Raw genomic sequence first — 24282 nt, forward strand, 5'->3', positions numbered from 1 at the left:
GGGGGCAGAGATGGGACACGGGAAGTTCGACGGCGAGAGCCACGAGCAGCTCTACAACATGATCTCCGGCGCCAAGCCGAGCCTGTTCAGCGACGCTGAGGAAGCGCTGAACAAAGCGCACACCGATATCGCCGCGATCGGCGAAGAGTTCAAAGCGCACGTCGCCCACGTGCAGTGGGAAGGCGAAGGCGCCGACGCCTTCCGCGCCTGGGGCGACGAAATGGCGAAGCAGACGCTCGTCATGGCCGAATACACCAAGGGTGTCGGCCATTGGATCGGCCACGCCGGCAAGGGCCTGAGCGCCGCCCAGAGCGCAATGCCACCGGTGGCCGACCTGTGCTTCGTGGACCCGAAGATGGACGCGAAGCGCCGCCTCTCCGCGGACAAAAAGCTCGACGAGGCCATCCAGGCCCTGGAGAAGGCCGACTCCTATGTGACGGTGGCACAGGAGGGGCTGGACGGGCTCAAGGAGCCGAACTTCCCGATTCTCCCGTCCACCGTGCTCGGCGACGGTGGCTACGAGCGACCGCTGGATGGAACGCAGCCCGGCACAGTCGCCTCAGGAGGCGGGGGTGGTTTCACCAACCCGACTTCGGTGCACCACACGATTGCCGTCAGTGGAGGGACGGACTCGCCGACGAGGTCGCACCATGGCGGTGCGGGCGGAATTCACCAACTCGCCGAGACCGGTCGGCACGGAGTCGAGTCGAGTGGAACCGTCATCGACTCCACCGTAACTGCGCCGTATCCCGACACCGCTAAGCACGTTGTTCCTGACCACACAGGGCCTACAAACAACACCGGTCCCCTAGTACCGGGGCCGGCGCCGGCAATGCCGAGTGGGCCGACGAGCCCCCGGGGGACTGCGAAGCTCACGGCGGGCCGAAACAGCGGCCTGCCGGAGAAGAGCGTGACCACGCCTCGGTCGGCGGCAGTCCCGCGTGCCGGAAAGAGCGACGGAATCTTCGGCGGTACGTCCGTGGAAAGGCCGACGCAATCCACCGGCCCGCGCCTCCCGCGAGGCACGGTCATCGGCGAGGAGCGGACTCCCATGAGCCGAGCGCCTATGGGAGCGGGGGGCTACGGTGCTGGCTCCGGCCGGACGGGGACACCAAGCAGCAACGTTCCCGGCCGTCGATTGGCATCGGAAATGGGCGGTTCCGCCGGCGCTCCGCGTCCCTCGCGAGAGGGACGTTCCGAATTCACTCAGGGTGGCTCCGGGCTCGTGCGCGGCGCTCAGGCGCCGGGCGCGATGCCGCACTCCCGGGCGCAGGCTCCGGGGAAGCCCGGCCGACGCGGCGGTAGCAGGCCCGACTACTTGACAGAGGACGAGGAGACGTGGGCGAGCGGGCGGCGCGGTACCGTTCCGCCGGTCATCGACTGACTCATCTGCCAGCTGTGCCACGCCGAGGAGAGCGCCGACACATGCGAATCCAGGTACGGAAACTACGTCACCGCGTCGTGTCGGCCACGGCGTTGTGCGGTGTCGGGCTTGTCGCCATGGGGGGTACCGCGCCTGCGGCCACTGCCGCGGACATCCGTTCCCGGCAGTGGTACTTGCAGGACATGCAGGCCGAGAACATGTGGAAGGTGAGCAAGGGCGAGGGGGTCACGGTCGCCGTCATCGATTCGGGGATCAACGCCGAACTCCCCGAGCTACGGGGGCAGGTGCTGGCGGGAGCCGACTTCAACAAGAACCCCACGGGTGCGCACAAGGACGAGGAGGGCCACGGATCCAATATGGCTTCCCTTATCGCCGGCACAGGAGCCGAGGGCGGTGTTCAAGGCCTTGCACCCGAAGCCAAAATTCTCCCGTTGAAGGTAAAGCTGCACGCGAACTCCGCGGTCATTGACGAAATGCTGTCGAAGGCCGTGCGCTACGCGGCCGACCACAACGCACGCGTCATCAATATGTCGCTGGGAGGAGAAGGTGTCCCGTCGTATTACTCCAAGGTCCAGGCGGCAGTGACGTATGCGCTCAAGAAGGATATTTTGATCTTCGCTGCCGTGGGCAACAACGGAGACAAGAAAAACTTGCCCGAGTACCCAGCCGCTCTGCCAGGTGTGGTGGGTGTCGGCGCCATGGACCGTCAAGGGTCGGTCGCGAAGTGGTCGACCCACGGCAGCCAAGTGGCGCTCGTAGCCTTCGGCGACGAGCTGCCAGAACGCTGTATGAAGCGTGAGGGGATCTGCACGGCAGGAGGCACGAGCCAGGCCTCTGCCATCGCTGCCGGTTCAGCAGCCCTGATCAGGGCTAAGCACCCCGAATGGACGAACAACCAGGTCCTGCGCGTGATGATGGAAACCGCAGGCAAGCCCGCGAACGCCAAGATGCCCAGCGAGTACCTGGGGTACGGCAGTATTCGTCCCCGCAAGGTGCTCGTCGATGGCGAGGGAGACCCCGGCCCCGCCGACGTCAACCCCCTTACCAACACTAAGAACCCCGCGCCGGCAGCCCCCTCGGCTGTGGCCACCGAAGGCAAGGACGGGGAGAAGGCGCCGGCGCCCTCGGCCGAGAGCGTCGAAGCCAAGACTGAGACGTCCCGAGGGGGCCACACAACCGTGTGGCTCGCCATCGGCGCAGGTGTAGTCGTGCTCGTCGGCCTGGCCGTCGCCTTCACCCTGAAGCGACGCAGGGGCAGCGCTTAAGGCGGGCCACTGCGCCGGAACCGGGCTATTGCCCGGCGGCGCTACCGAAGATCGGGCGAATTAGTGCCACCGTCTTCGGAACTCCGGAAAGAAACCAAGAGAGGAAGGAAGAGCTATGAGCTTGAAGGTCGGCGATGAGCGGATCCGGAAGCTTGAAGGTCACATCGACAGCGTGATCTCCAGCATGAACGGTCAGGTGAGCGACCTGGAGTCCGTCATCGAGATGCTCGCCGCCCACTGGCGTGGCGACGGTGGAGGCCAGTACCGCAAGGCGCAGACCGACATCAACACCTACCAGCGCAACCTGACCAAGATCATGCGCCAGGTCAAGGACGCGGTCGAGGCCACGCGCACGAGCCACGGCAAGAACGACCAGGGCGTCGTCGACGCCATGCGCGGCATCGACATCAACGGCAGCGCGCCGGGCAACGGCATGGTCGCCGCCGGCTCGTACGGGGAAACCGGCCAGGACATGAAGCAGTACTCCAAGTTGGATGCCTTCTGATCCCGGGCGCCACCACGCTCCACCGCGCAACTCAACACAAAGCCTGAGAAAGAGAAGGAGGCTCCATGACCGCGAACAGCCTGGGTGAAATCGCCGTACAGTACGGGTCCCTCGCCAACGCCGCCGAGAGCATCAGGAATTCCGCCAAGCGCCTCCGCGGAGACATCGAGGTCCTCCAGGGGGAGGTCGGGCAGGTCGCCGAGGCATGGGAGGGCGAGGCGCACTCGGCCTGGGCCCAGGTTCACACGAACTGGGACAAGCAGGCAGACGGCCTCTACAACACGCTCATGAAGATCGCCGCCATGGTCGAGCAGGCGAGCGGTGACTACAAGACTACCGACAAGAAGGCGGCTTCGTTCTTCGACATCTAAGTCGAAGGCATAAGCCAGACTCAGCGGTACAAGATGGGGCGGGTGTGCGCGGGAGGCACCCGCCCCGTCGTCGTACCTCACTTCAAATCGAACTCACCATCACGCGCCCCGAGCACAAACGCCCGCCACTCGCCCTCCGTGTAGCGCAGCACGGTGTCCGGATCCGCCGACGACCGCATAGCCACCGCGCCACCCGGCAGATACGCGATCTCCACCCGCTCCGCGGACGGGTCACCGGGCGCGCTCACCCACTCGACATCCGAGATGTCCAGCGCGTACAGCTCAGCCTTCTCACGTTCATCAGACATCGGCCAAGAACTCCTTCAGTGACGGGATCGAACTCCTGCCCGGTACAGCAGGAAGATGACGGGTGGGCTCGGGTACGCGGAGGGCAGACTGCTGGGTGCTGACAGCAGTGACCGAGTTCCGCGTAGATCGGCTCTGATCAGCCCCACCGGGTCGAGCTCCCCCTGCCGGGGAAGGTCGGACTATCTCGGCAGTCAGTGAACTCAATTGCGGCAGAGAAGTTTCTTGACTGCGAAATCTGTGTAGTGGCGAAGTGTCTTTTCGAGTAGCTGGTGTGAACTCTTCTTACCCGCAGGCGGGTATGTGTCGATGCGTAGGATCACATACTTTTCGGAGTTCGGATGCTGTGGGTCGGTTGCGGGATGTGAATCTGATCGATTGCAGGCGAAAGTAGATGCCGCGCCCGTATCCCACACCCACCCTTTGTCTCCCACTTTGATGGCAGCAATATTGGGCTTGTTCTCGACCAGGTTCCGTTGCTCTACGGAATTCTTGACCGGGTACCGGTGGGCGGAAGCGAGGAAACGGGTTCTTCCGTCGATGTAGATTGAGCAGATTGTAGATTCTTTACCGTTATAGAGGTCGAAGTTATTGGTGGTGTCCGATGAGAATTTCTTTCCGTCCGGGACGAGCTTCTTGACATCTGCCCCGTTGAAGGCGTCCCAGCACACGCTGTCAGGGAATTTGAGAGATGAGGCTTTGTGCTCACTGGTGCAGCCCTGGAGCGAAGCTGCGGCAAGGACGGCGAGCGTAGCCGATGCGATGGGGAACGTTTTTTTGCGAGGCATGATGCATTTTTCCTCAACTGGGGCTCTAGGGGTGCCGTATCAAGATCCTCCTGTCGAAGTGGCCCACCCTCCTCGGCCATCGGTATGGGCATGCCCCGCTTCCGTAGAGGCGGCACCCGCCAGGGCGTAGACGTCGCTTCGGGAGATGCCGCTCCCTCGGCAGGCGGTGTGGACCGCTGCTGCCGCAGCGTCTTTCGTGGCCTCTTGGGCTCGCATGTAAGCCATTGCTGAATCGTGTCTGGCCTCAAGCGTGCTGTCGTGCTTCACACGGTCAACCACGGCTTCGCTGATGTCTTCCTTGGCCCAGCCGATGACTTCGCCACCCACCGGAATCATGTCGATGTACTTACCGCCGACTGAATCGATAATGCGGTCGATCCATTTCGCCTTTTCGGCAACAGCCTCGTTGAACTGACCATCCTCATAGGCTCGATCGCCATGAAGGGCCTCGGCGCGTGCCTCGGTCATGATGCCCGCGATCTGGCCGCCGGGGTTCACGGCGTTCTTCACCGCCGACTCAAGATAGTGGTACTGGTCCCGATGCTTGATCACGTCGTGCACCAGACTTGTGGTGTATGCCTGCTGAGCGTTGTTGATCGCGCCGTAGGCATCTGGGTCCTGTCCGACTGCACCGAGAAATTGCTGGAGATGGTAACTGGAGAACTTTGCACCATGCCCGAAGGGCTTGATCAGATGGTTCTGGTTTTCGAGTGTCATCTGCATGTCCGGCATGTACTCGGCCGCCATGTTGCCGAAGTTGCCGGCCAGTCCGCTCAGCGCGCCGGGGTGGTCCGGATCCTTCCCCTCGATCAGTACGGGGTGCGCCCCGACCTTTTCCACCACCCTTTCCATCACCTTGGCCATGGTCGCGGTGTGGCGGACTTGTTGGGCTCCTTCGTCGCTCGGGTCGCGGTGGGTGGTGGCTGCTTCCAGGGCGTTTCCCAGGGCCACCTGCTGCGCGTGGGCTTCCTTGCCCTTCGCGTCCAGTGCGTCCGTGTCCGGATTTCGGTCGAGCATGTAGTCGACCATGCTCATCGGACGGGTGTCGCCCTTGTCGGTCTTCCCGTCGTAGTTGGAGTCGTAGTGCGTGACGACCTTGTCGGCCGAGGTGATGATTCCGTCGTGGTCGCTGTCTTCTCTGACCGGCTCGTTGAAGAACGCGGTAGAGGCTTCCGGGTTGTGGCTCAGCCCTTCCATCAGCCCGGTGAGGGGGTGGAAGCCCTTGCCGCCGGTGTTGTCGAAGTTGAGCGTCGGCTGCCCGGATGATCCGTTACGGGTTCCCAGCGGGGCGTTGCGGTCCCAGATCTGCGGGTCTTTGCGCTCCATCGCGACCATGTCACGGCCGATCTTCGTCATGAAGTCGGCGTCGAACTTTCCGTCTCGCACGAGCGCCCCCAACGCCTGATAGCCGTATACCTGGGTGCCGGGTGCGGTGATCCGGGAGAGGTCGAGTTGTTGGTGGCCAGCTTTCTGAAGGTCGGTAACCCAGGCGGCGTCCAGATGGGTCGCGCTGTGCTTGCTCGTGGCCACGCCGAGCATGGAGCCCATGTCGTTCTGAAGGTGATGGACAAGATTGATCCGGGTCTTGTCGTGCAGCGAAGAAGCGTCCAAGGCTACGTTGGCGTAGAAGTCCAGTGCGCCTTTCGCTCCCATGGACTTGTAAAAAGTGGTGGAGAAGTCCGCGTTCTTCGCGTTCCTGTCGAACAGTTTCTGGAGCTGCTTGAGTTCGTCGAGGTTCTTCGCCGTGCCGTCTGCGGTGAGGTGGTGGGCGAGTCGGGTGGCGGTTCTGGCGTCGGCGATGGCCTGTGCCTTCTCCGCGTCCTTGTACGAACCGTATTTCACCGTGGTGAAGTTATGAGGATCCTTGCCGGCGATGGTTCGCAGGGCGCGCGAAGTGGTTTCGTCGGCCTCGGCCGCTGCTTCCAAAATCTTATTGATCTTGTCCACCATCGCGTCGACCTTCTTCTGCTCCGCTGGTGGAGCCTTCATGAAGTTCAGAACGCCATCGTCGGGTGCCGCCGAGGGGGCGACGCGCGGTGGAGCAACCTTCGGGGCGGATCGAACGACGCCGCTCGCGCTGATGCTCAGCTCATGGCTCGCGGCTTCGTCCACCGCGGCCTGTAGGTCGTTTTGGCACGTCTGGAACTTGGCGTGCGCTTCTTTGAGGATGTTGCGGATGCTCGTGGCCTCCGTCAGGGCATCCGAGAACTCCTTGGCCGTCTTGATGACGAACGGCTTGACGGCGGCAGCGTTCTCTCCCTGCCAGTTCGCGGCCCTCGTCTTGGCGGCCATGCGCTTGTCGGCGATCTCTTCGAGCGTCTTGAGTTTCTTGACCATGGCGGTCCAGTCCTCGACCGCTTCCTCAAGCTTCCCCAGGCGGAGGTGCCGGAGTTGTTCGAACGATGGCACGGGAGCCCGCCTCTCAGTGGAAGTAGTGACTGATCTTGGAGGCGGTCAGGTATTCCCCTTCGACCTTCGGCATGCTGGCCGCGATCTTCTTTTCATCGTTGGCATGCGCGGCGAGGGAATAATCCAGATGGTCGGAAATGAGGGCGCATGCCTGCAGCAGGGCGTTCACCTGGTTTTCCCAGGTGTGGACGACATGGTCCAGTGCCGACCCGGTGCCCAGTCCCCCGTCGGTGAGATGGGCGGCGGCGGTCTTGCTGTTGTCGTGGGCGTGTCTGCCGTCTGTCTTTAGCTGGTTGTAGAGGCCGTAGGCGTCAGTGCCGATAGGGCCGAGTTCGTCGCTGTTCACATGCAGGTCTGCGGTGGTAGCGGAGCTGGGCCCGCCCCCGTCGGTACTGTTGATGCGAGTGTGAGTCTCTTGCTGCCTGGCTGATTCCGCCCGCAGTTGGTCCCACTCGGCCTTAAAAGTCATTTCCCCCGGCCCTCATTCAAGTCAGCCTTGCTGTAAGCCAGTTGTGCGTGCAGCAGTCATTGGATGGCTACCGGCACGCAAGGCTACCAAGGAGACACGGTGAGTCGTGCCCCCGCGAGCACCCGCCCCCGCCCCTCACTGTTCCGGCAGCCACCCCACCTGTACCAGGGGGGTGCCCCGCTTGCGGGAGACGAAGAAGCCGCGGCCCGGGGGCATGGGGCGGGGGCGGACGCCGCCGAGGAGGTCGCCTTCGGCGGGGTCGCCGGAGAGGACGATGCCCTGGGCGCCGAGTTCCTTGATGCGTTGCATGAAGGACTCGTACATGGAGCGGGAGGCGCCGGCGGTGCTGCGGGCGATGATGAAGCGGATGCCGACGTCGCGGGCGAAGGGGAGGTTCTCCGTGAGGACGGCGAGGGGGTTGCCGCTGCTGGTGGAGACGAGTTCGTAGTCGTCGACGATGACGAAGAACTGCGGGCCCGTCCACCAGCTCCGGTCGCGGAGCTGCTGCGGGGTGATGTCCGGCTGCGGGGCGCGGCGTTCCATCAGGCCGTTCATGGCGCCGGCGTGGACGGTGAGGGCGGAGGCGATCGGCGCGTACTCCAGGAGGTGCGACTCCGGAATGACATCGAGGAGCGAGCGGCGGTAGTCGCCGACGACGATCTTCGCCTCGTCGGGGCCGTACCGCTCGGTGATCTGCTTGGCGAGGAGGCGCAGCAGCGCGGTCTTCCCGGATTCGCTCTCGCCGAAGACGAGGAAGAAGGGGTCGGTCTCGAAGTCGACGAAGACCGGTTCGAGATTGGTCTCGTCGATGCCGATGGCGACGCCGTGCTGCGGGTATTCGAAGCCCTTCGGGAGGTCGTCGGCGCGGAGCCTGCGGGGGAGCAGGCGGACGCCCGGGGCGTGCGGGCCGGACCAGGCGGCGTCGACGGCGCGGATCATCTCGGTGCTCGCGTCCGTCATGGCGTCCGGGTCGCTGCCGCCGTCGATGCGCGGCTGTGCGCCCATGAAGTGCAGTTTCTCGGGGAGTTGGCCGCGGCCGGGCACGCCCGCGGGGACGTTCGCCGCGACCTTGCGGTCGAACTCGGAGTCCATGGTGTCGCCGAGGCGCAGTTCGAGGCGGTTGAGGAGCTGGTCCTTGAGGGAGGCGCGCACCTCCATGTTGCGGGAGGCGGTCACGATGACGTGCACGCCGTAGCCGAGGCCCCGGCCGGCGATGTCGGTGACGATCGCCTCCAGCATCTCGTACTCCTGCTTGAAGTTGCCCCAGCCGTCGACGATGAGGAAGACGTCTCCCCATCCTTGGTCGGCGTGGTGTCCGGCCGCGCGCTGGCGGCGGTACGTGGCGATGGAGTCGATGTTCTGGGCGCGGAAGTACTCCTCGCGCCGCGCGAGTACGCCCGAGACTTCCGCGACCGTGCGGCGCACCTTCTCCGGGTCGAGGCGGGAGGCGATGCCGCCGACGTGCGGCAGGTCGGCGATGGCGCTCATGCCGCCGCCGCCGAAGTCGAGCCCGTAGAACTGCACTTCGGCCGGGGTGTGGGTGAGCGCGAAGGACGAGATGAGCGTGCGCATGAGCGTCGACTTGCCGGACTGCGGGCCGCCGACGACGAGCATGTGGCCGGCCGCGCCCGAGAAGTCGCGGTAGAGGATGTCGCGGCGCTGCTCGAAGGGCTTGTCGATCAGGCCGAGCGGCACGACGAGGCCGCCGAGGCGCGGGTAGTCCGCGCAGGTCAGGCCGCGGCCCTCCATGGGCGCGAGCCCCGGCAGCAGTTGGTCCAGGGACGGCGCCTCCTCCAACGGCGGCAGCCAGACCTGGTGGGCGGGGGCGCCCTGGCCCTCCAGGCGGCGCACGATCACGTCGAGGACGGTGTCGGCCAGCGCGTCGTCGTCGCCGGTGACGGGGGCCGGCGGCGCGATCGGGTCGGGGGCGGTGTACGTCACCGGGACCGGGGCCGCGGTGAACAGGACGGGCCGGCGCTCGATGGGCAGCGGCGCGCCGCCGAGGTCGGCGGTGCCCGTGCGGTACGTACCGGAGACGTACGCGGCCTTGAAGCGCGTCATCTCGTCCGTACCGAACTTCAGATAGCCGGAGCCCGGCACCGAGGGGAGGTGGTACGCGTCCGGGACGCCGAGCGCCGTACGGGACTCCGCCGCGGAGAAGGTGCGCAGACCGATGCGGTACGAGAGGTAGGTCTCCAGCCCGCGGAGCCGGCCCTCCTCCAGCCGCTGCGAGGCGAGCAGCAGGTGGACGCCGAGCGAGCGGCCGATGCGGCCGATCTGGATGAACATCTCGATGAAGTCCGGCTTCGCCGTCAACAGCTCGCTGAACTCGTCGATCACCAGAACGAGTGAAGCCAGCGGCTCCAGGGGGGCGCCCGCGGCCCGCGCCTTCTCGTAGTCGTGCATGTTGGCGTAGTTGCCCGCCGCGCGCAGCAGCTCCTGGCGGCGCTGCAGCTCGCCCGTGATGGAGTCGCGCATCCGGTCGACCAGCGTCAGGTCGTCCGCCAGGTTGGTGATGACGGCCGCGACGTGCGGCAACTGCGACATGCCGGTGAACGTCGCGCCGCCCTTGAAGTCGGCGAGGACGAAGTTCAGCGTCTCCGACGTGTGCGTCACGGCCAGGCCCAGCACCAGCGTGCGCAGCAGCTCCGACTTGCCGGAACCCGTCGCGCCGACGCACAGCCCGTGCGGGCCCATGCCCTCCTGCGCCGCCTCCTTCAGGTCCAGCATGACCGGCGCGCCGTCCTCGCCGACGCCGATCGGCACCCGCAGCCGCTCCGCGAGCGTCCGCGGCCGCCAGGTGCGCGAGACGTCGACCGACCCGGCGTCGCCGAGCCCGAGCAGCTCCGTGAAGTCGAGATTGGCCAGCAGCGGCTCGTCATCGTCGCCGCCGCCCCCCACGCGCAGCGGCGCGAGCTGCCGCGCGAGCGCGTCCGCCGCCTCCATCGACAGCGTGTCCGGCACCCCCTCGTACACGGCGACCTGCGACAGCAACTGCAACCGGTCCGGCCGCACGACCACCGACAGCCCGCCGCGCAGCTCGTCCAGCTCGCCCGCCACCACCTCGACGATCGTGACGCCCTGGAGCCCCTCCTGCGCCGCGAACGCCGAGTCCGGCGGCACCATCGCGCCGTCCAGTATCAGCAGCACCTGCGGCTGGTCCAGCAGCGGCTGCCCGTCCCGGCTGAAGCGCGTACGCCCCTCCAGGCGCGGCTTCAGCAGCTCCTCCAGCTCGCTCAGGTCGTCGCTGATCAGCCGCCGGGAGCCCGCGCCGTCCACCGCCCCGGCGAGCTGGACGTGCGGCAGCCACTTCGTCCACTCCCAGTACGAGGCCGCGCCGCGCGCCGCCACCACCGCGATCACCAGGTCGTCCGGCGAGTGCAGCGTGGCGAGCTGGGCCACCAGCGAACGCGCCGCCCCATGCACGGTCTCCGGGTCGCCCGACAGCGTCACGTGGTAGAAGGCGCGCAGCGAGACCGCCATCGGCATCCCGTCCAGCGATCCGTGGACCGCCAGGAAGTGCTGCATGGCCCCCGCCGTCAGCGGCTCCAGCTCGTCGACGGGCGCGGTCTCCGGCGCCACCAGCGGCGTCGCGAGCTGCTGCGAGCCGAGCCCGAGCCGGGCCTGCCCGAAGTCGTTGTCGCTCATCCGCCGCTCCCACACGCGGCTGCCCTCGGCGACCACGGCCCAGAGCTGGTCGGGGGAGGGGTGCAGATAGAACTGCGCGTCGCGCTGCGCCCGCGCCGTCTTGCGCACGGTCCGGCGCGTCTGCGCGAGGTATTTGAGGTAGTCGCGGCGCATGTCCGCCATCTGCCCCTGTGAGCCCTGACGGTGCCGCATGAACATCGCGATGGTCATGCCGAGCGTCGAGAACATCATCATGACGCCCATGATCTTCATCATCGGCGCGGCGCCCGGCATGAAGAAATAGACCATCGACGAGGCCATGCCGAGCGTGGGCAGGAGCTGCATCAGCACGCCGTCCTGCTGGCCGCGCGGCAGCTCCGGGGGCGATTCGAGGCGGAGTTCCTCGCTCGGCACCTCGGGCGGCAGGACCCGCGGTTGGCGCTTGACGACGACCTGGCTCAACGGTCCTTCAACCCCCATCACGCAAAAGGACAGTTCCAGTCCGGCGCCCCCGTGGCGACGGCCTCCCTCCGCGAGACGGCGATCCTACCGATGGGGTCCGACACCGGCCCCGGTAGGGTGGCCGCCGCGCGTACGCACGAGCGAAGCCGGATGCGGAAACAGCCATACGCAGCATTACGCAGCCGCACGCGGAAGCACGCCGAATGCACGAGCGCACCGAGCAGAGCGATTCAGGGGGCCTTTAACGTGAGTACGTCCGCTACGACCGGCTTCTGCAGGGTGACCGTCGTCGCCCCCGACAGCCGGATCGATGTCGCACTCCCGGAGGACATCGCGGTCGCCGACGTCTACCCGGAGATCCTCCGGCTCACCGGCCAGACCCAGGCCGCCGGCGAGCCCACCGGCTACCACCTGGTACGCCGCGACGGCGCCGTCCTCGACAGCTCCCGCTCCCTGGTCGCCCAGCGGATCCTCGACGGCGAACTCCTCTCGCTGCGGCCCTTCGCCGAGTCCCTGCCGCCCGCCGTCTACGACGACGTGTCCGACGCCGTGGCCTCCGCCGTCACCCGCGACCGCACCCTGTGGAACGACCAACTGCTGCGCGTCTGCGGCCTGTTCGGCGGCTCCCTGCTGCTCGTCCTGATGGGCTTCGTGCTCTGGTTCGCCGACCCCGTCCGGCACGACATGCACGGCCTGCCCGGCGTGATCGCCGCCGCCGTCGGCGTCCTGCTGGTCGCGCTCGCGGGCGTACGGGCGCGGATCTACGGCGACCGGTACTCGGCCATCGCCCTCGGGCTCGCCGCCCTGCCGCACCTCATGATCGCGGGCTCCGGAATCCTGGCGCCCGCCGCCGGCGAGGGCATCGGCCGCCTCCAGTTCCTGCTCGGCTGCGTCACCGTCCTCGTGGCCTCCGTCGCCCTCGTCGCCGCCATGCCCACCGGCGACGCCCCCTTCGTCGCCACCGTCTTCGCCGCGACCGTCGGCACCCTCGCCACCTTCTGCGCGATCCTCACCGAGGCCGACGTCACCGGCACCGCCGCCGTCTGCGCCGTCGTCGCGATCGGCGCCATCGCCTTCCTGCCCGGCCTCTCCGCCCGCGTCGCCCGGCTGCCGATCGGCTATGCCGCGCCCCGCTCCGCGGCCGCCGACGACCTCGACGCCACGCCGGGCGGCGCCCCCGCGGAGCCCGTCGACGCCGACCGCATCGCGGCCCAGGCCCGCCGCGGCCACGAGATGCTGCTCGGCCTCGTCGGCGGCTGCTCCGCCGTCGTGGTGGGGGCCGCGGCCGTCCTCGGCTTCTCCGCCGACCTCTGGGGGCAACTGCTGGCCCTCGCCGCGGGCCTCGCGATGCTGCTGCGCGCCCGGCTCTTCCGCTACACCGCCCAGGTCGCCGCGGTGCTCGGCGCGGGCCTCGCCGCCCTCGCCCTGCTCGTGCTGGGACTGTCCCTGAACCCGCCGGCCGACGCCGTCCTCAAGCTGCTCACCGAGCACGACCACGGCCCGCTGGACATCCGTACGGTCTGGCTCGCCGCGGCCGTCACCGCCGGCGCCGCCCTGATCATCGGCATCGCGCTGATCATCCCGAAGAAGGGGCTCTCGCCCTTCTGGGGCCGGCTGTCCGACATCGCGGAGAGCGCCCTGCTGCTCGCGCTCGTACCGCTGTGCCTCGCGGTGCTCGACGTGTACGCCTCGGCGCGCGGCCTCGCCGGGAGCTGACCGTTCCAGAGCCGGCCGCCACGACCGATCCAGGGCCGGCCGCCACGACCGATCCAGGGCCGGCCGCCCGGGCCGATCCACGGCCGGGCCGCCCGGGCCGTCCCAGAACCGGCCGCCCGGACCGTTCCAGAGCCGGCCGCGTCCGATCATCCAAGGGCCGGCCGGACCGCGGGGGAGGGGCCCCGGGTCCGGCTGGTACTGTGGGTGGCGGCCGTTTGTGTACGCGCCCCCGGAGCACTCTGGGGACAGCGCCCAGCGGACCCCGCCTCCCGAGTCATGGAAGCTCCCCTGCGATCGAGACCAGGGGCACTCGGTGGCTGAATACAGAATTTGAGGAGTACCGCGTGTCGCTCGACGCCGCTACGAAGAAGCAGATCATGGCCGAGTTCGCGACCAAGGAGGGTGACACCGGTTCCCCCGAGGTCCAGGTCGCGATGCTCTCCCGCCGCATCTCGGACCTGACCGAGCACCTCAAGACCCACAAGCACGACCACCACTCCCGCCGTGGTCTGCTGCTGCTGGTGGGCCAGCGCCGCCGGCTGCTGCAGTACCTGGCGAAGAAGGACATCACGCGCTTCCGCGCGCTGGTGGAGCGCCTCGGCATCCGTCGCGGTGCGGCCGGCGCCAAGTAAGCCGTCGTGAAGGGAGCGGTTCCCACCGAATGGGGGCCGCTCCCTTTGCGTATCTCGTGGGAAGCGGAAGCTTTGTAGTCTGGTCCCACAACGGAATGACGAAAATCGCATAGCGAATGAGGAGGAGCGTCCCGCTCGCCGCCGGTCCTCGGTAGTGGCCCCCGGATCACCGAACCCCGGGTGCTTCGATCGAAGACCGGCCCCGCACGGAGGACGCCCTCCACCACCGTCCCGCGCCACACGGGCGCCGGGACGCAGACGAGGAGATAACCCTGGTGGAGAACGAGACCCACTACGCCGAGGCCGTCATCGACAACGGCACCTTCGGCACCCGCACCATCCGCTTCGAGACGGGCCGCCTGGCCCGTCAGGCCGCCGGCTCCGCCGTGGCCTACCTGGACGACGACACCATGGTGCTGTCGGCCACCACCGCCTCGAAGAAGCCCAAGGACCAGTTGGACTTCTTCCCCCTGACGGTCGACGTCGAAGAGCGCATGTACTCGGCCGGCAAGATCCCCGGCTCCTTCTTCCGCCGCGAGGGCCGGCCCTCCGAGGACGCGATCCTCACCTGCCGCCTCATCGACCGGCCGCTGCGCCCGTCCTTCCAGAAGGGGCTGCGCAACGAGATCCAGATCGTCGAGACGATCATGGCGCTCAACCCCGATCACATCTACGACGTGATCGCGATCAACGCCGCCTCCTGCTCCACGCAGCTCGCGGGCCTGCCCTTCTCTGGCCCGATCGGCGGCACCCGCGTCGCGCTGATCAAGAACCAGTGGGTGGCGTTCCCGACCCACAGCGAGCTGGAGGACGCCGTCTTCGACATGGTCGTCGCCGGCCGCGTCCTGGACGACGGCGACGTCGCGATCATGATGGTCGAGGCCGAGGCCACCGAGAAGACCATCCAGCTCGTGCGGGACGGCGCCGAGGCGCCCACCGAGGAGGTCGTCGCCGCCGGCCTGGAGGCCGCGAAGCCCTTCATCAAGGCGCTCTGCAAGGCCCAGTCCGACCTCGCCGCCAAGGCCGCGAAGCCGACCGGCGAGTTCCCGATCTTCCTCGACTACCAGGACGACGTCCTGGAGGCGCTGACCGCCGCCGTCCGCGGCGAGCTGGCGCAGGCGCTGACCATCGCCGGGAAGCAGGAGCGCGAGGCCGAGCTGGACCGCGTCAAGGCGCTGGCCGCCGAGAAGCTGCTCCCGCAGTTCGAGGGCCGCGAGAAGGAGATCTCCGCCGCGTACCGCTCGCTGACCAAGACCCTGGTCCGCGAGCGCGTCATCAAGGAGAAGAAGCGCATCGACGGCCGCGGCGTCACGGACATCCGTACGCTCGCCGCCGAGGTCGAGGCCATCCCGCGGGTGCACGGCTCCGCGCTGTTCGAGCGCGGCGAGACCCAGATCCTGGGCGTCACCACGCTGAACATGCTCCGCATGGAGCAGCAGCTCGACACCCTCTCCCCGGTGACGCGCAAGCGCTACATGCACAACTACAACTTCCCGCCGTACTCCACCGGTGAGACCGGCCGCGTCGGCTCGCCGAAGCGCCGCGAGATCGGCCACGGCGCGCTCGCCGAGCGCGCGCTGGTGCCGGTGCTGCCGACGCGCGAGGAGTTCCCGTACGCGATCCGCCAGGTCTCCGAGGCGCTGGGCTCCAACGGCTCCACGTCCATGGGCTCGGTCTGCGCCTCCACCATGTCCCTGCTGAACGCCGGTGTGCCGCTCAAGGCCGCCGTCGCCGGCATCGCCATGGGCCTGATCTCGCAGGAGATCGACGGCGAGACGCACTACGTCACCCTCACCGACATCCTCGGTGCGGAGGACGCCTTCGGCGACATGGACTTCAAGGTCGCCGGCACCAAGCAGTTCGTGACCGCGCTCCAGCTCGACACCAAGCTCGACGGCATCCCCGCCTCGGTCCTGGCCGCCGCGCTGAAGCAGGCCCGCGACGCGCGGCTGCACATCCTGGACGTCATGAACGAGGCCATCGACGTCCCGGACGAGATGTCCCCGAACGCCCCGCGGATCATCACCGTCAAGATCCCCGTGGACAAGATCGGCGAGGTCATCGGCCCCAAGGGCAAGATGATCAACCAGATCCAGGAGGACACCGGCGCCGACATCACGATCGAGGACGACGGCACCATCTACATCGGCGCCGCCGACGGCCCGGCCGCCGAGGCCGCCCGCTCCACGATCAACTCGATCGCCAACCCGACCATGCCGGAGGTCGGCGAGCGCTACCTGGGTACGGTCGTCAAGACCACCACCTTCGGCGCCTTCGTCTCCCTCATGCCCGGCAAGGACGGCCTGCTGCACATCTCGCAGATCCGCAAGCTCGCCGGCGGCAAGCGCGTGGAGAACGTCGAGGACGTGCTCGCGGTCGGCGCCAAGGTGCAGGTCGAGATCGCCGAGATCGACCAGCGCGGCAAGCTCTCCCTGATCCCCGTGATCGAGGACGACGAGAACGCCGCCGAGCAGAAGGACGACGCCGCCAAGTGACGTCCCGTAGCTCACAGGCGACGGCCCGCCCCTCCACGGAGGGGCGGGCCGTCGCCCGTACCCAAACGCTTCTCCAGGGCGAGAACGGCGTCGGCACGGTCCGCAAGACCACCCTCCCGGGCGGCCTGCGCGTCGTCACCGAGACCCTGCCGTCCGTACGCTCCGCGACCTTCGGCATCTGGGCGCACGTCGGCTCCCGCGACGAGACGCCCTCCCTCAACGGCGCCACGCACTACCTGGAACACCTGCTCTTCAAGGGCACCGAGCGACGCAGCGCCCTCGACATCTCCGCCGCCATCGACGCGGTCGGCGGCGAGATGAACGCCTTCACGGCGAAGGAGTACACCTGCTACTACGCGCGGGTGCTCGACACCGATCTGCCGCTCGCCATCGACGTGGTCTGCGACATGCTCACCGGCTCGCTGATCAAGCCCGAGGACGTCGAGGCCGAGCGCGGCGTCATCCTCGAAGAGATCGCGATGACCGAGGACGACCCGGGCGACTGCGTGCACGACCTCTTCGCGGAGACCATGCTCGGCGACACCCCGCTGGGCCGCCCCGTCCTCGGCACCGTCGACACGGTCAACGCGCTGACCCGCGACCGCATCGCCCGCTTCTACAAGAAGCACTACGACCCGACGCACCTGGTCGTGGCCGCCGCGGGCAACGTCGACCACGCCAAGGTCGTACGCCAGGTCCGCCGCGCCTTCGAACGGGCCGGCGCCCTCACCCGTACGGACGCGACGCCGATCGCCCCGCGCGACGGCGCCCGCACGCTGCGCACCGCCGGCCGCGTCGAGGTGCTCGACCGCCGCACCGAGCAGGCGCACATCGTCCTCGGCATGCCGGGCCTGGCCCGTACGGACGACCGGCGCTGGGCGCTCGGCGTGCTCAACACCGCCCTCGGCGGCGGCATGAGCTCCCGGCTCTTCCAGGAGATCCGGGAGAAGCGCGGACTGGCGTACTCCGTCTACTCCTACACCTCCGGCTTCGCCGACTGCGGCCTCTTCGGCGTCTACGCGGGCTGCCGGCCCAACCAGGTCCACGACGTCTTGAAGCTCTGCCGCGACCAGCTCGACCAGGTCGCGGAGCGGGGCCTCGACGACGAGGAGGTCGGCCGCGCCATCGGCCAGCTCGCAGGCTCCACCGTGCTCGGCCTGGAGGACACCGGCGCGCTGATGAACCGCATCGGCAAGAGCGAGCTGTGCTGGGGCGAGCAGATGTCCGTCGACGACATGCTGGCGCGCATCTCGGCCGTCACCCCGGACGATGTCCGCGCGGTCGCCCGCGATGTCCTGACCCGGCGGCCCTCGCTGTCCGTCATCGGCCCGCTGAAGGACAAGCAGGCGGCCCGCCTGCACGATGTCGTCGCCTGACCGGCCGGCCGATCCCTGCCGGCCGGCCGCCGCCGGGCCCGTACACCGATCACCCGATCGGATCACCATCAGCCGAAGTCGAAGGAAGCGAGCACGATGAGCAAGCTGCGCGTGGCAGTCATCGGCGCCAAGGGCCGTATCGGCTCCGAGGCCGTACGAGCGGTGGACGCCGCCGACGACATGGAACTGGTGGCGGCGCTGGGCCGGGGCGACAGCCTGGACGCGCTGACCGACGCCGGCGCCCAGGTCGCCGTCGAGCTGACCCGCCCGGACTCCGCCATGGGCAACCTCGAATTCTGCGTCCGCAACGGCATCCACGGCGTCGTCGGCACCACGGGCTGGACCGACGACCGCCTCACCGAGCTGCGGGGCTGGCTCGACGCCGCACCAGGGACCGGCGTGCTCATCGCGCCGAACTTCTCCATCGGCGCCGTGCTGACCATGCGGTTCGCCCAGCAGGCAGCCCGCTACTTCGAGTCGGTCGAGGTCATCGAGCTGCACCACCCCAACAAGGCCGACGCCCCGTCCGGCACCGCCACCCGCACCGCCCAGCTCATCGCGGCCGCCCGCGCCGAGGCCGGATGCGCGCCGCAGCCCGACGCGACGGCCACCGCGCTGGACGGCGCGCGCGGCGCGGACGTGGACGGCATCCCCGTGCACTCCGTCCGCCTGCGCGGCCTCCTCGCCCACCAGGAGGTCCTCCTCGGCGACACGGGGGAGACGCTCACCATCCGGCACGACTCGCTGCACCACAGCAGCTTCATGCCGGGCATCCTGCTGGGCGCGCGCCGCGTCGTCGACGCCCCGGGGCTGACCTTCGGCCTGGAACACTTCCTGGACCTGGGCTGACACCGTGCGCGCAAAGATCGTCTACTTCGCCCTGGCCGCCGTCCTGGTCGTCTACTTCGTCCTGGTCGGCAGCCGCGGCGTGCTGCTCATCGAGCAGGGCACCGCGGTGACCGTCGTCTTCGGCGTCGCCGTGCTCATCCTGCCGTTCATCGGCGCCTGGTTCCTGTGGCACACCACCAAGTTCGCGCGCGACGCGGGCCGGCTCGCCCGGGAGCTGGAGGCCGAGGGCGGGCTGCCGGTCGACGAGCTCGTACGGACCCCCGGCGGCCGTATCGACCGCGACTCCGCGGACGCGGTCTTCGCCCGGCGGCAGGCCGAGACCGAGGAGGCCCCCGGCGACTGGCGCTCCTGGTTCCGCCTCGCGGTCGCCTACCACGACGCCCGCGACACCCCGCGCGCCCGCAAGGCCATGCAGCGCGCCATCGCCCTGCACGACGGCAAGGCCGTACGGGCCTGATACGGGCGTAGACAGAGGCCGCCGGACGGAACGCTGTTCCGTCCGGCGGCCTCCGCTATGAGCGCCTACGGGCGTCCGCTGTACCGCGCCGCCCACCCCTCGATGGCGTCGGCCGCCATGTCGAAGGCCTCGGCGCGGGAGAGGAAGTCGCCGTTGTGGTCGGTGAGCACCGTACGCACCGGCTCACCGGTCCGCCGCCCCACGACCAGGGCCTGGCCCTGCACCGTACGCGGCAGCCCCAGCCACCGCACGGGCTGCTGCACGGTCCGTACGGACGCGACGTCCTGCCACCGCACGGTCAGCGAGGTGAAGAGGCCGGTCTGGCGCAGCCCCTCGGCGCTCACCCAGACGCCGACCCGGACCAACTGGACGGCGAAGCCGATCACCAGCACCGCCACCCCCAGGCAGATGCCCGCGCCGGTCAGCGAACCGGCGGCGGCGATGACCACGGCGGAGAAGAGGATGTACGAGGAGAGCAGCAACAGCAGCGCCGCGCCGCCGACCCGCCAGGGGCCCGGCCGGTACGGGCGGCGCCAGCGCTCCCGGTCTTCGAAGGGGAGGGGGACAGCGGCCGCGATCTCGTCGTCGCGTTCGGCTGTCAGGAAGGGCAGGGGCACAACTTGTCCTCACTCACAAGCACACTCGAATGGGCTGTGCTCGGTGAGGTTATCCATGCGAACGGGCCCGGACCACCCCAGGGGGGCGGTTCGGGCCCGTGGAACGCCCGATCAGCGGCCGGTCGACGCCTCGGACCGCTGGGCGTGCTGAGGGCTCTGCGCCCCGGGCTGGAGCGAGGGCATCCCGAACAGCAGCGCGCCGACCAGACCTGTCGTGACGGTCAGACCGATCAGGACACGTCCGGCGAGCTGCGTCCGGCTCGGGCGTTCTCGGGGCGGCGGCGTGATGTTGCTGCGGTAACGCTCGGCTTCGGCGACGAAGGCGAACGGCACGGGCTCTCGCCGGCGGAACATGAAGGGCTCTCCTAGGAACCTCGTAGTGGGCACTCACACATACAGACGAACGCCGGTCCGTTTTGGTGCCCGTTTTCGGCAACTTTCTGTGAAAAATATCAACTCCCGATCCGCGCGCTTCCGAAAGCCACGCCCCATACGGGCGCGAGGGAAGGGGACGCGTGGGCGGAGCGCCGGGTCCCGTGGCGGCCGGGGCGCCGAGCGGCTCGGCGGGGCGGGCTTGTCAGTGGTGGCCCGTAGGCTGGGCGCCGCCCGAACCATGCGATTGGAAGGACCCCCGCCGGTGAGCGACACCCCCACCGAGAGCGCCGCACCCAGCTTCCGCAGCGATGTCACCGTCGAGCTGGTCAAGCACAGCGCCGCCGACTCCGACGTGCTGTTCGCCGCCCGCGTCTCCACCGCCGGCGAGCAGTCCCTGGAGGAGATCACCAAGGACCCGGAGCGCTCCAAGGGGCTCATCAACTTCCTGATGCGGGACCGCCACGGCAGCCCGTTCGAGCACAACTCGATGACCTTCTTCATCAGCGCCCCGATCTTCGTCTTCCGCGAGTTCATGCGGCACCGCGCCGGCTGGTCGTACAACGAGGAGTCCGGCCGCTACCGCGAGCTGCAGCCGGTGTTCTACGTGCCGGGGGAGTCCCGCAAGCTGGTCCAGGAGGGCCGCCCCGGCAAGTACGTCTTCGTGGAGGGCACGCGGGCGCAGCACGAGCTGACGGGCCGCGTGATGGAGGACTCCTACCGCGCGTCCTACGAGGCGTACCAGGAGATGCTGGCCGCGGGCGTGGCGCGCGAGGTGGCGCGCACGGTCCTTCCGGTCGGCCTCTACTCCTCGATGTACGCGACGTGCAACGCCCGCTCCCTGATGCACTTCCTCGGGCTGCGCACCCAGCACGAGGCGGCGACCGTCCCGTCCTTCCCGCAGCGCGAGATCGAGATGGTCGGCGAGCAGATGGAGGAGGCGTGGGCCAAGCTCATGCCGCTCACACACGCGGCGTACAACAAGAACGGGCGGATCGCCCCGTAGTGCCAGCACATGCACAGGTGTGCGGGCTAGTGCGAGAAGTGTCCAGATTGCGGCATTTCGTTACCTTCATCTAGGCTGACATACGGACTCGGCGCTGCCTGAACCCCCGAGCAGGCAGCGCCGGGATCCATATCGCACTCCCCAAGGGAGCACCTCACGGTGAGCAACGAGTAGCGTGGGCCCCATGGCTCCGACCTCCACACCGCAGACGCCCTTCGGGCGGGTCCTGACCGCGATGGTCACGCCCTTCACCGCTGACGGCGCGCTCGACCTCGATGGCGCCCAGCGACTCGCCACCCATCTGGTGGACGCCGGCAACGACGGGCTCGTCGTCAACGGCACCACGGGCGAGTCCCCGACCACCAGCGACGCGGAGAAAGCCCAGCTCGTACGGGCCGTGGTGGAAGCGGTCGGCGACCGGGCCCACATCGTCAGCGGGGCCGGCACCAACGACACCCGGCACAGCGTCGAGCTGGCCCGCGCCGCCGAACAGGCGGGCGCCCACGGACTGCTGGCCGTCACGCCCTACTACAGCAAGCCCCCGCAGGAAGGTCTCCTGCGGCACTTCACCGCCATCGCCGACGCCACCGAACTGCCGGTGATGCTCTACGACATCCCCGGCCGCAGCGGCGTACCGATCAACACCGAGACGATCGTCCGGCTGGCCGAGCACCCGCGCATCGTCGCCAACAAGGACGCCAAGGGCGACCTCGGCCGCGCGAGCTGGGCCATCGCCCGCTCGCGACTGGCCTGGTACTCCGGCGACGACATGCTGAACCTGCCGCTGCTGTCCGTCGGCGCCGTCGGATTCGTCTCCGTCGTCGGCCACGTGGTCCCCTCGGAGCTGCGCGCCCTGCTGGAGGCGCACACCGGCGGCGACGTCCAGAAGGCCGTCGAGATCCACCAGAAGCTGCTCCCGGTCTTCACCGGCATGTTCCGCACCCAGGGCGTCATCACCGTCAAGGCCGCGCTCGCCCTCCAGGGCCTGCCCGCCGGCCCGCTGCGCCTGCCGCTCGTCGAGCTCTCCCCGGAGGAGACGGAGCAGCTCAAGCGAGATCTGGCCGCCGGCGGGGTACAGCTGTAGCCACAGACTTCACAACTGAACACCGACAACAACTGCAAGTGCACGAATGTCACGCGCGCCATGTGTCCCAGGGGGACATGTGGCGCGCGTGGTGAGGAGAGTCTTTTGAGTCATCCGCACCCTGAACTCGGTCCGCCGCCGAAGCTGCCCGAGGGCGGCCTGCGCGTCACCCCGCTCGGCGGCCTCGGCGAAATCGGCCGCAACATGACGGTCTTCGAGTACGGCGGCCGCCTGCTCATCGTCGACTGCGGGGTGCTCTTCCCCGAGGAGGAGCAGCCCGGAATCGACCTGATCCTGCCGGACTTCACGTCCATCCGGGACCGTCTCGACGACATCGACGGCATCGTGCTCACCCATGGGCACGAGGACCACATCGGTGCCGTCCCCTACCTGCTCCGCGAGAAGGCGGACATCCCGCTCATCGGCTCCAAGCTGACCCTCGCGTTCATCGAGGCGAAGCTCCAGGAGCACCGCATCCGCCCGTACACCCTTGAGGTCACCGAGGGACACCGCGAGCGCGTCGGCCCCTTCGACCTCGAATTCGTCTCGGTCAACCACTCCATCCCGGACGCCCTCGCGGTCGCCATCCGCACCCCGGCCGGCATGGTGGTGCACACCGGCGACTTCAAGATGGACCAACTGCCGCTCGACGGCCGCCTCACCGACCTGCCCGCGTTCGCGCGGCTCGGCGAGGAGGGCATCGACCTGCTGCTCTCGGACTCCACCAACGCCGAGGTGCCGGGCTTCGTCCCGCCCGAGCGCGACATCTCCAATGTGATCCGCCAGGTCTTCGCCAGCGCCGACAAGCGCATCATCGTGGCCAGCTTCGCCAGCCACGTGCACCGCATTCAGCAGATCATCGACGCCGCGCACGAATACGGGCGACGGGTCGCCTTCGTGGGCCGCTCGATGGTCCGCAACATGGGCATCGCCCGCGACCTCGGCTACCTCAAGGTCCCCGCCGGGCTCGTCGTCGACGTCAAGACCCTCGACGACCTGCCGGACGACGAGGTCGTGCTCGTCTGTACGGGCTCCCAGGGCGAGCCGATGGCCGCGCTGTCCCGGATGGCCAACCGCGACCACCAGATCCGCATCGTCCAGGGCGACACCGTCATCCTGGCCTCCTCGCTGATCCCGGGCAACGAGAACGCGGTCTACCGCGTCATCAACGGCCTGACGCGCTGGGGCGCCAACGTCGTCCACAAGGGCAACGCCAAGGTGCACGTCTCCGGCCACGCCTCGGCCGGCGAGCTGCTGTACTTCTACAACATCTGCAAGCCCCGCAACCTGATGCCGGTCCACGGCGAATGGCGGCACCTGCGGGCCAACGCGGAACTGGGCGCGCTCACGGGCGTCCGCAAGGACCACATCGTCATCGCCGAGGACGGCGTCGTCGTCGACCTGGTGAACGGCGCCGCGCGGATCGTCGGCAAGGTCCAGGCGGGATACGTGTACGTGGACGGCCTCTCGGTCGGCGACGTCACCGAGTCCTCCCTCAAGGACCGCCGCATCCTCGGCGACGAGGGCATCATCTCCGTCTTCGTCGTCGTCGACAGCACCACCGGCAAGGTCGTGGGCGGCCCGCACATCCAGGCGCGGGGCTCCGGCATCGAGGACTCCGCGTTCGCGGCGGTGCTCCCGAAGGTCGAGGAAGCCATCGCCAAGGCGGGCTCCGACGGCGTCGCGGAGCCGCACCAGCTCCAGCAGCTCGTGCGCCGCACGCTGGGCAAGTGGGTCTCCGACAGCTACCGCCGTCGCCCCATGATCCTCCCCGTCGTCGTCGAGGTCTGACGCCGCGTCAACTCCCTGGACGGCCGCACCGATGCCGATTTGCATCCGGGCGCGGCCGTCCAGTACGTTTACGGCTCCACCGCAGCGGGAACCGCGATCACTCACGTGTGACCGACCGTCCCGAATAGCGAGTGGAAAATCCGGCCCAGGGAAACCTGATAAAGTCGGAAAAGCCGAAAGGCAAACCCCTTCTGACGGGGATCGGAGATGAATTCCGACCGGAAACGGAACGGAAAACGGATCTGGTAGAGTCGGAAACGCGAAGAAGCCGAAAGGCCGAAACGCACCGGCGGAAATCAGG

General features: G+C 68.4%; 20 protein-coding genes. 13 read left to right on the forward strand and 7 right to left on the reverse strand.

Translation table 11 applies throughout. The features are described 5' to 3' along the window. Nucleotides 1–10 precede the first annotated feature (10 nt). The 4 genes from IF55_RS33370 to IF55_RS33385 all read left to right on the forward strand — a co-directional run bounded on the left by IF55_RS33370 (nucleotide 11) and on the right by IF55_RS33385 (nucleotide 3525). Nucleotides 11–1384, forward strand: coding sequence for a hypothetical protein (locus IF55_RS33370; RefSeq protein ID WP_030890395.1), 1374 nt, complete (start codon nucleotides 11–13; stop codon nucleotides 1382–1384). A gap of 41 nt (nucleotides 1385–1425) precedes the next feature. Beyond that, nucleotides 1426–2649 carry a S8 family serine peptidase gene (locus IF55_RS33375; RefSeq protein ID WP_030890398.1) on the forward strand — a complete coding sequence of 408 codons (1224 nt, stop codon included), beginning with the start codon at nucleotides 1426–1428 and terminating at the stop codon, nucleotides 2647–2649. 115 nt (nucleotides 2650–2764) lie between these two features. Beyond that, nucleotides 2765–3154 (forward strand): WXG100 family type VII secretion target, encoded by a 390-nt coding sequence (locus IF55_RS33380; protein ID WP_030890400.1) that lies wholly within the window; start codon nucleotides 2765–2767, stop codon nucleotides 3152–3154. 65 nt (nucleotides 3155–3219) lie between these two features. Beyond that, nucleotides 3220–3525 (forward strand): WXG100 family type VII secretion target, encoded by a 306-nt coding sequence (locus IF55_RS33385; protein WP_030890403.1) that lies wholly within the window; start codon nucleotides 3220–3222, stop codon nucleotides 3523–3525. A gap of 77 nt (nucleotides 3526–3602) precedes the next feature. Here IF55_RS33385 and IF55_RS33390 read toward each other — a convergent pair whose 3' ends face one another. The 5 genes from IF55_RS33390 to IF55_RS33405 form a co-directional block, all read right to left on the reverse strand. Beyond that, nucleotides 3603–3833 carry a DUF397 domain-containing protein gene (locus tag IF55_RS33390; RefSeq protein WP_030890406.1) on the reverse strand — a complete coding sequence of 77 codons (231 nt, stop codon included), beginning with the start codon at nucleotides 3831–3833 and terminating at the stop codon, nucleotides 3603–3605. Between the two features lie 201 nt (nucleotides 3834–4034). Further along, nucleotides 4035–4619 carry a hypothetical protein gene (locus IF55_RS39610; protein WP_157854549.1) on the reverse strand — a complete coding sequence of 195 codons (585 nt, stop codon included), beginning with the start codon at nucleotides 4617–4619 and terminating at the stop codon, nucleotides 4035–4037. A 39-nt stretch (nucleotides 4620–4658) separates the two neighbouring features. Beyond that, the gene (locus IF55_RS33395; RefSeq protein WP_030890408.1) at nucleotides 4659–7028 is read right to left on the reverse strand and encodes a hypothetical protein; all 2370 of its coding nucleotides are present in this window, start codon (nucleotides 7026–7028) and stop codon (nucleotides 4659–4661) included. A 13-nt stretch (nucleotides 7029–7041) separates the two neighbouring features. After that, nucleotides 7042–7374, reverse strand: coding sequence for a hypothetical protein (locus IF55_RS33400; protein WP_157854551.1), 333 nt, complete (start codon nucleotides 7372–7374; stop codon nucleotides 7042–7044). Between the two features lie 258 nt (nucleotides 7375–7632). Continuing rightward, entirely contained in the window at nucleotides 7633–11586 is a 3954-nt protein-coding gene (locus IF55_RS33405) for a type VII secretion protein EccC (protein ID WP_030890412.1), read from the reverse strand. Between the two features lie 246 nt (nucleotides 11587–11832). On the opposite strand from IF55_RS33405, the gene eccD reads away from it, so the two are divergent. The 6 genes from eccD (at nucleotide 11833) to IF55_RS33435 (ending at nucleotide 19111) form a co-directional block, all read left to right on the forward strand. After that, nucleotides 11833–13302 carry a type VII secretion integral membrane protein EccD gene (gene eccD, locus IF55_RS33410; RefSeq protein WP_030890415.1) on the forward strand — a complete coding sequence of 490 codons (1470 nt, stop codon included), beginning with the start codon at nucleotides 11833–11835 and terminating at the stop codon, nucleotides 13300–13302. 344 nt (nucleotides 13303–13646) lie between these two features. Next, entirely contained in the window at nucleotides 13647–13934 is a 288-nt protein-coding gene (rpsO, locus tag IF55_RS33415) for a 30S ribosomal protein S15 (RefSeq protein ID WP_006602744.1), read from the forward strand. Between the two features lie 275 nt (nucleotides 13935–14209). Beyond that, nucleotides 14210–16429 (forward strand): polyribonucleotide nucleotidyltransferase, encoded by a 2220-nt coding sequence (locus tag IF55_RS33420; RefSeq protein WP_030890422.1) that lies wholly within the window; start codon nucleotides 14210–14212, stop codon nucleotides 16427–16429. Then, complete coding sequence (locus IF55_RS33425; RefSeq protein WP_030890425.1) at nucleotides 16426–17805, forward strand: M16 family metallopeptidase; 1380 nt, start codon at nucleotides 16426–16428, stop codon at nucleotides 17803–17805. The genes IF55_RS33420 and IF55_RS33425 overlap by 4 nt, the downstream gene beginning before the upstream one ends. A gap of 96 nt (nucleotides 17806–17901) precedes the next feature. Beyond that, nucleotides 17902–18654, forward strand: coding sequence for a 4-hydroxy-tetrahydrodipicolinate reductase (gene dapB, locus IF55_RS33430; RefSeq protein WP_030890427.1), 753 nt, complete (start codon nucleotides 17902–17904; stop codon nucleotides 18652–18654). Nucleotides 18655–18658: 4 nt separating this feature from the next. Further along, entirely contained in the window at nucleotides 18659–19111 is a 453-nt protein-coding gene (locus IF55_RS33435; RefSeq protein ID WP_030890430.1) for a tetratricopeptide repeat protein, read from the forward strand. Nucleotides 19112–19176: 65 nt separating this feature from the next. Here IF55_RS33435 and IF55_RS33440 read toward each other — a convergent pair whose 3' ends face one another. Both IF55_RS33440 and IF55_RS33445 read right to left on the reverse strand, forming a co-directional pair. Next, nucleotides 19177–19728 carry a membrane protein gene (locus IF55_RS33440; protein ID WP_030890433.1) on the reverse strand — a complete coding sequence of 184 codons (552 nt, stop codon included), beginning with the start codon at nucleotides 19726–19728 and terminating at the stop codon, nucleotides 19177–19179. A 111-nt stretch (nucleotides 19729–19839) separates the two neighbouring features. Then, nucleotides 19840–20082, reverse strand: coding sequence for a hypothetical protein (locus IF55_RS33445; RefSeq protein WP_030890435.1), 243 nt, complete (start codon nucleotides 20080–20082; stop codon nucleotides 19840–19842). A gap of 283 nt (nucleotides 20083–20365) precedes the next feature. Between IF55_RS33445 and thyX the strand changes: the two genes are divergently transcribed. The 3 genes from thyX (at nucleotide 20366) to IF55_RS33460 (ending at nucleotide 23981) form a co-directional block, all read left to right on the forward strand. Continuing rightward, nucleotides 20366–21106 (forward strand): FAD-dependent thymidylate synthase, encoded by a 741-nt coding sequence (gene thyX / locus IF55_RS33450; RefSeq protein ID WP_030890438.1) that lies wholly within the window; start codon nucleotides 20366–20368, stop codon nucleotides 21104–21106. Nucleotides 21107–21290: 184 nt separating this feature from the next. Further along, nucleotides 21291–22190 (forward strand): 4-hydroxy-tetrahydrodipicolinate synthase, encoded by a 900-nt coding sequence (gene dapA / locus IF55_RS33455; protein ID WP_030890441.1) that lies wholly within the window; start codon nucleotides 21291–21293, stop codon nucleotides 22188–22190. 105 nt (nucleotides 22191–22295) lie between these two features. Continuing rightward, complete coding sequence (locus tag IF55_RS33460) at nucleotides 22296–23981, forward strand: ribonuclease J (RefSeq protein WP_030890444.1); 1686 nt, start codon at nucleotides 22296–22298, stop codon at nucleotides 23979–23981. Nucleotides 23982–24282 lie beyond the last annotated feature (301 nt).

It is taken from the genome of Streptomyces varsoviensis (assembly GCF_000718635.1).
GTDB lineage: Bacteria > Actinomycetota > Actinomycetes > Streptomycetales > Streptomycetaceae > Streptomyces > Streptomyces varsoviensis.

What these genes read in the sequence shown, in the direction of transcription:
- dapA (WP_030890441.1), top strand. Translation starts at nt 21,291, where the DNA reads ATGGCTCCGACCTCCACACCGCAGACGCCCTTCGGGCGGGTCCTGACC.
- IF55_RS33390 (WP_030890406.1), bottom strand. Translation starts at nt 3,833, where the DNA reads ATGTCTGATGAACGTGAGAAGGCTGAGCTGTACGCGCTGGACATCTCG.
- IF55_RS33380 (WP_030890400.1), top strand. Translation starts at nt 2,765, where the DNA reads ATGAGCTTGAAGGTCGGCGATGAGCGGATCCGGAAGCTTGAAGGTCAC.
- IF55_RS33445 (WP_030890435.1), bottom strand. Translation starts at nt 20,082, where the DNA reads ATGTTCCGCCGGCGAGAGCCCGTGCCGTTCGCCTTCGTCGCCGAAGCC.
- dapB (WP_030890427.1), top strand. Translation starts at nt 17,902, where the DNA reads ATGAGCAAGCTGCGCGTGGCAGTCATCGGCGCCAAGGGCCGTATCGGC.
- IF55_RS39610 (WP_157854549.1), bottom strand. Translation starts at nt 4,619, where the DNA reads ATGCCTCGCAAAAAAACGTTCCCCATCGCATCGGCTACGCTCGCCGTC.
- IF55_RS33385 (WP_030890403.1), top strand. Translation starts at nt 3,220, where the DNA reads ATGACCGCGAACAGCCTGGGTGAAATCGCCGTACAGTACGGGTCCCTC.
- IF55_RS33375 (WP_030890398.1), top strand. Translation starts at nt 1,426, where the DNA reads ATGCGAATCCAGGTACGGAAACTACGTCACCGCGTCGTGTCGGCCACG.
- IF55_RS33370 (WP_030890395.1), top strand. Translation starts at nt 11, where the DNA reads ATGGGACACGGGAAGTTCGACGGCGAGAGCCACGAGCAGCTCTACAAC.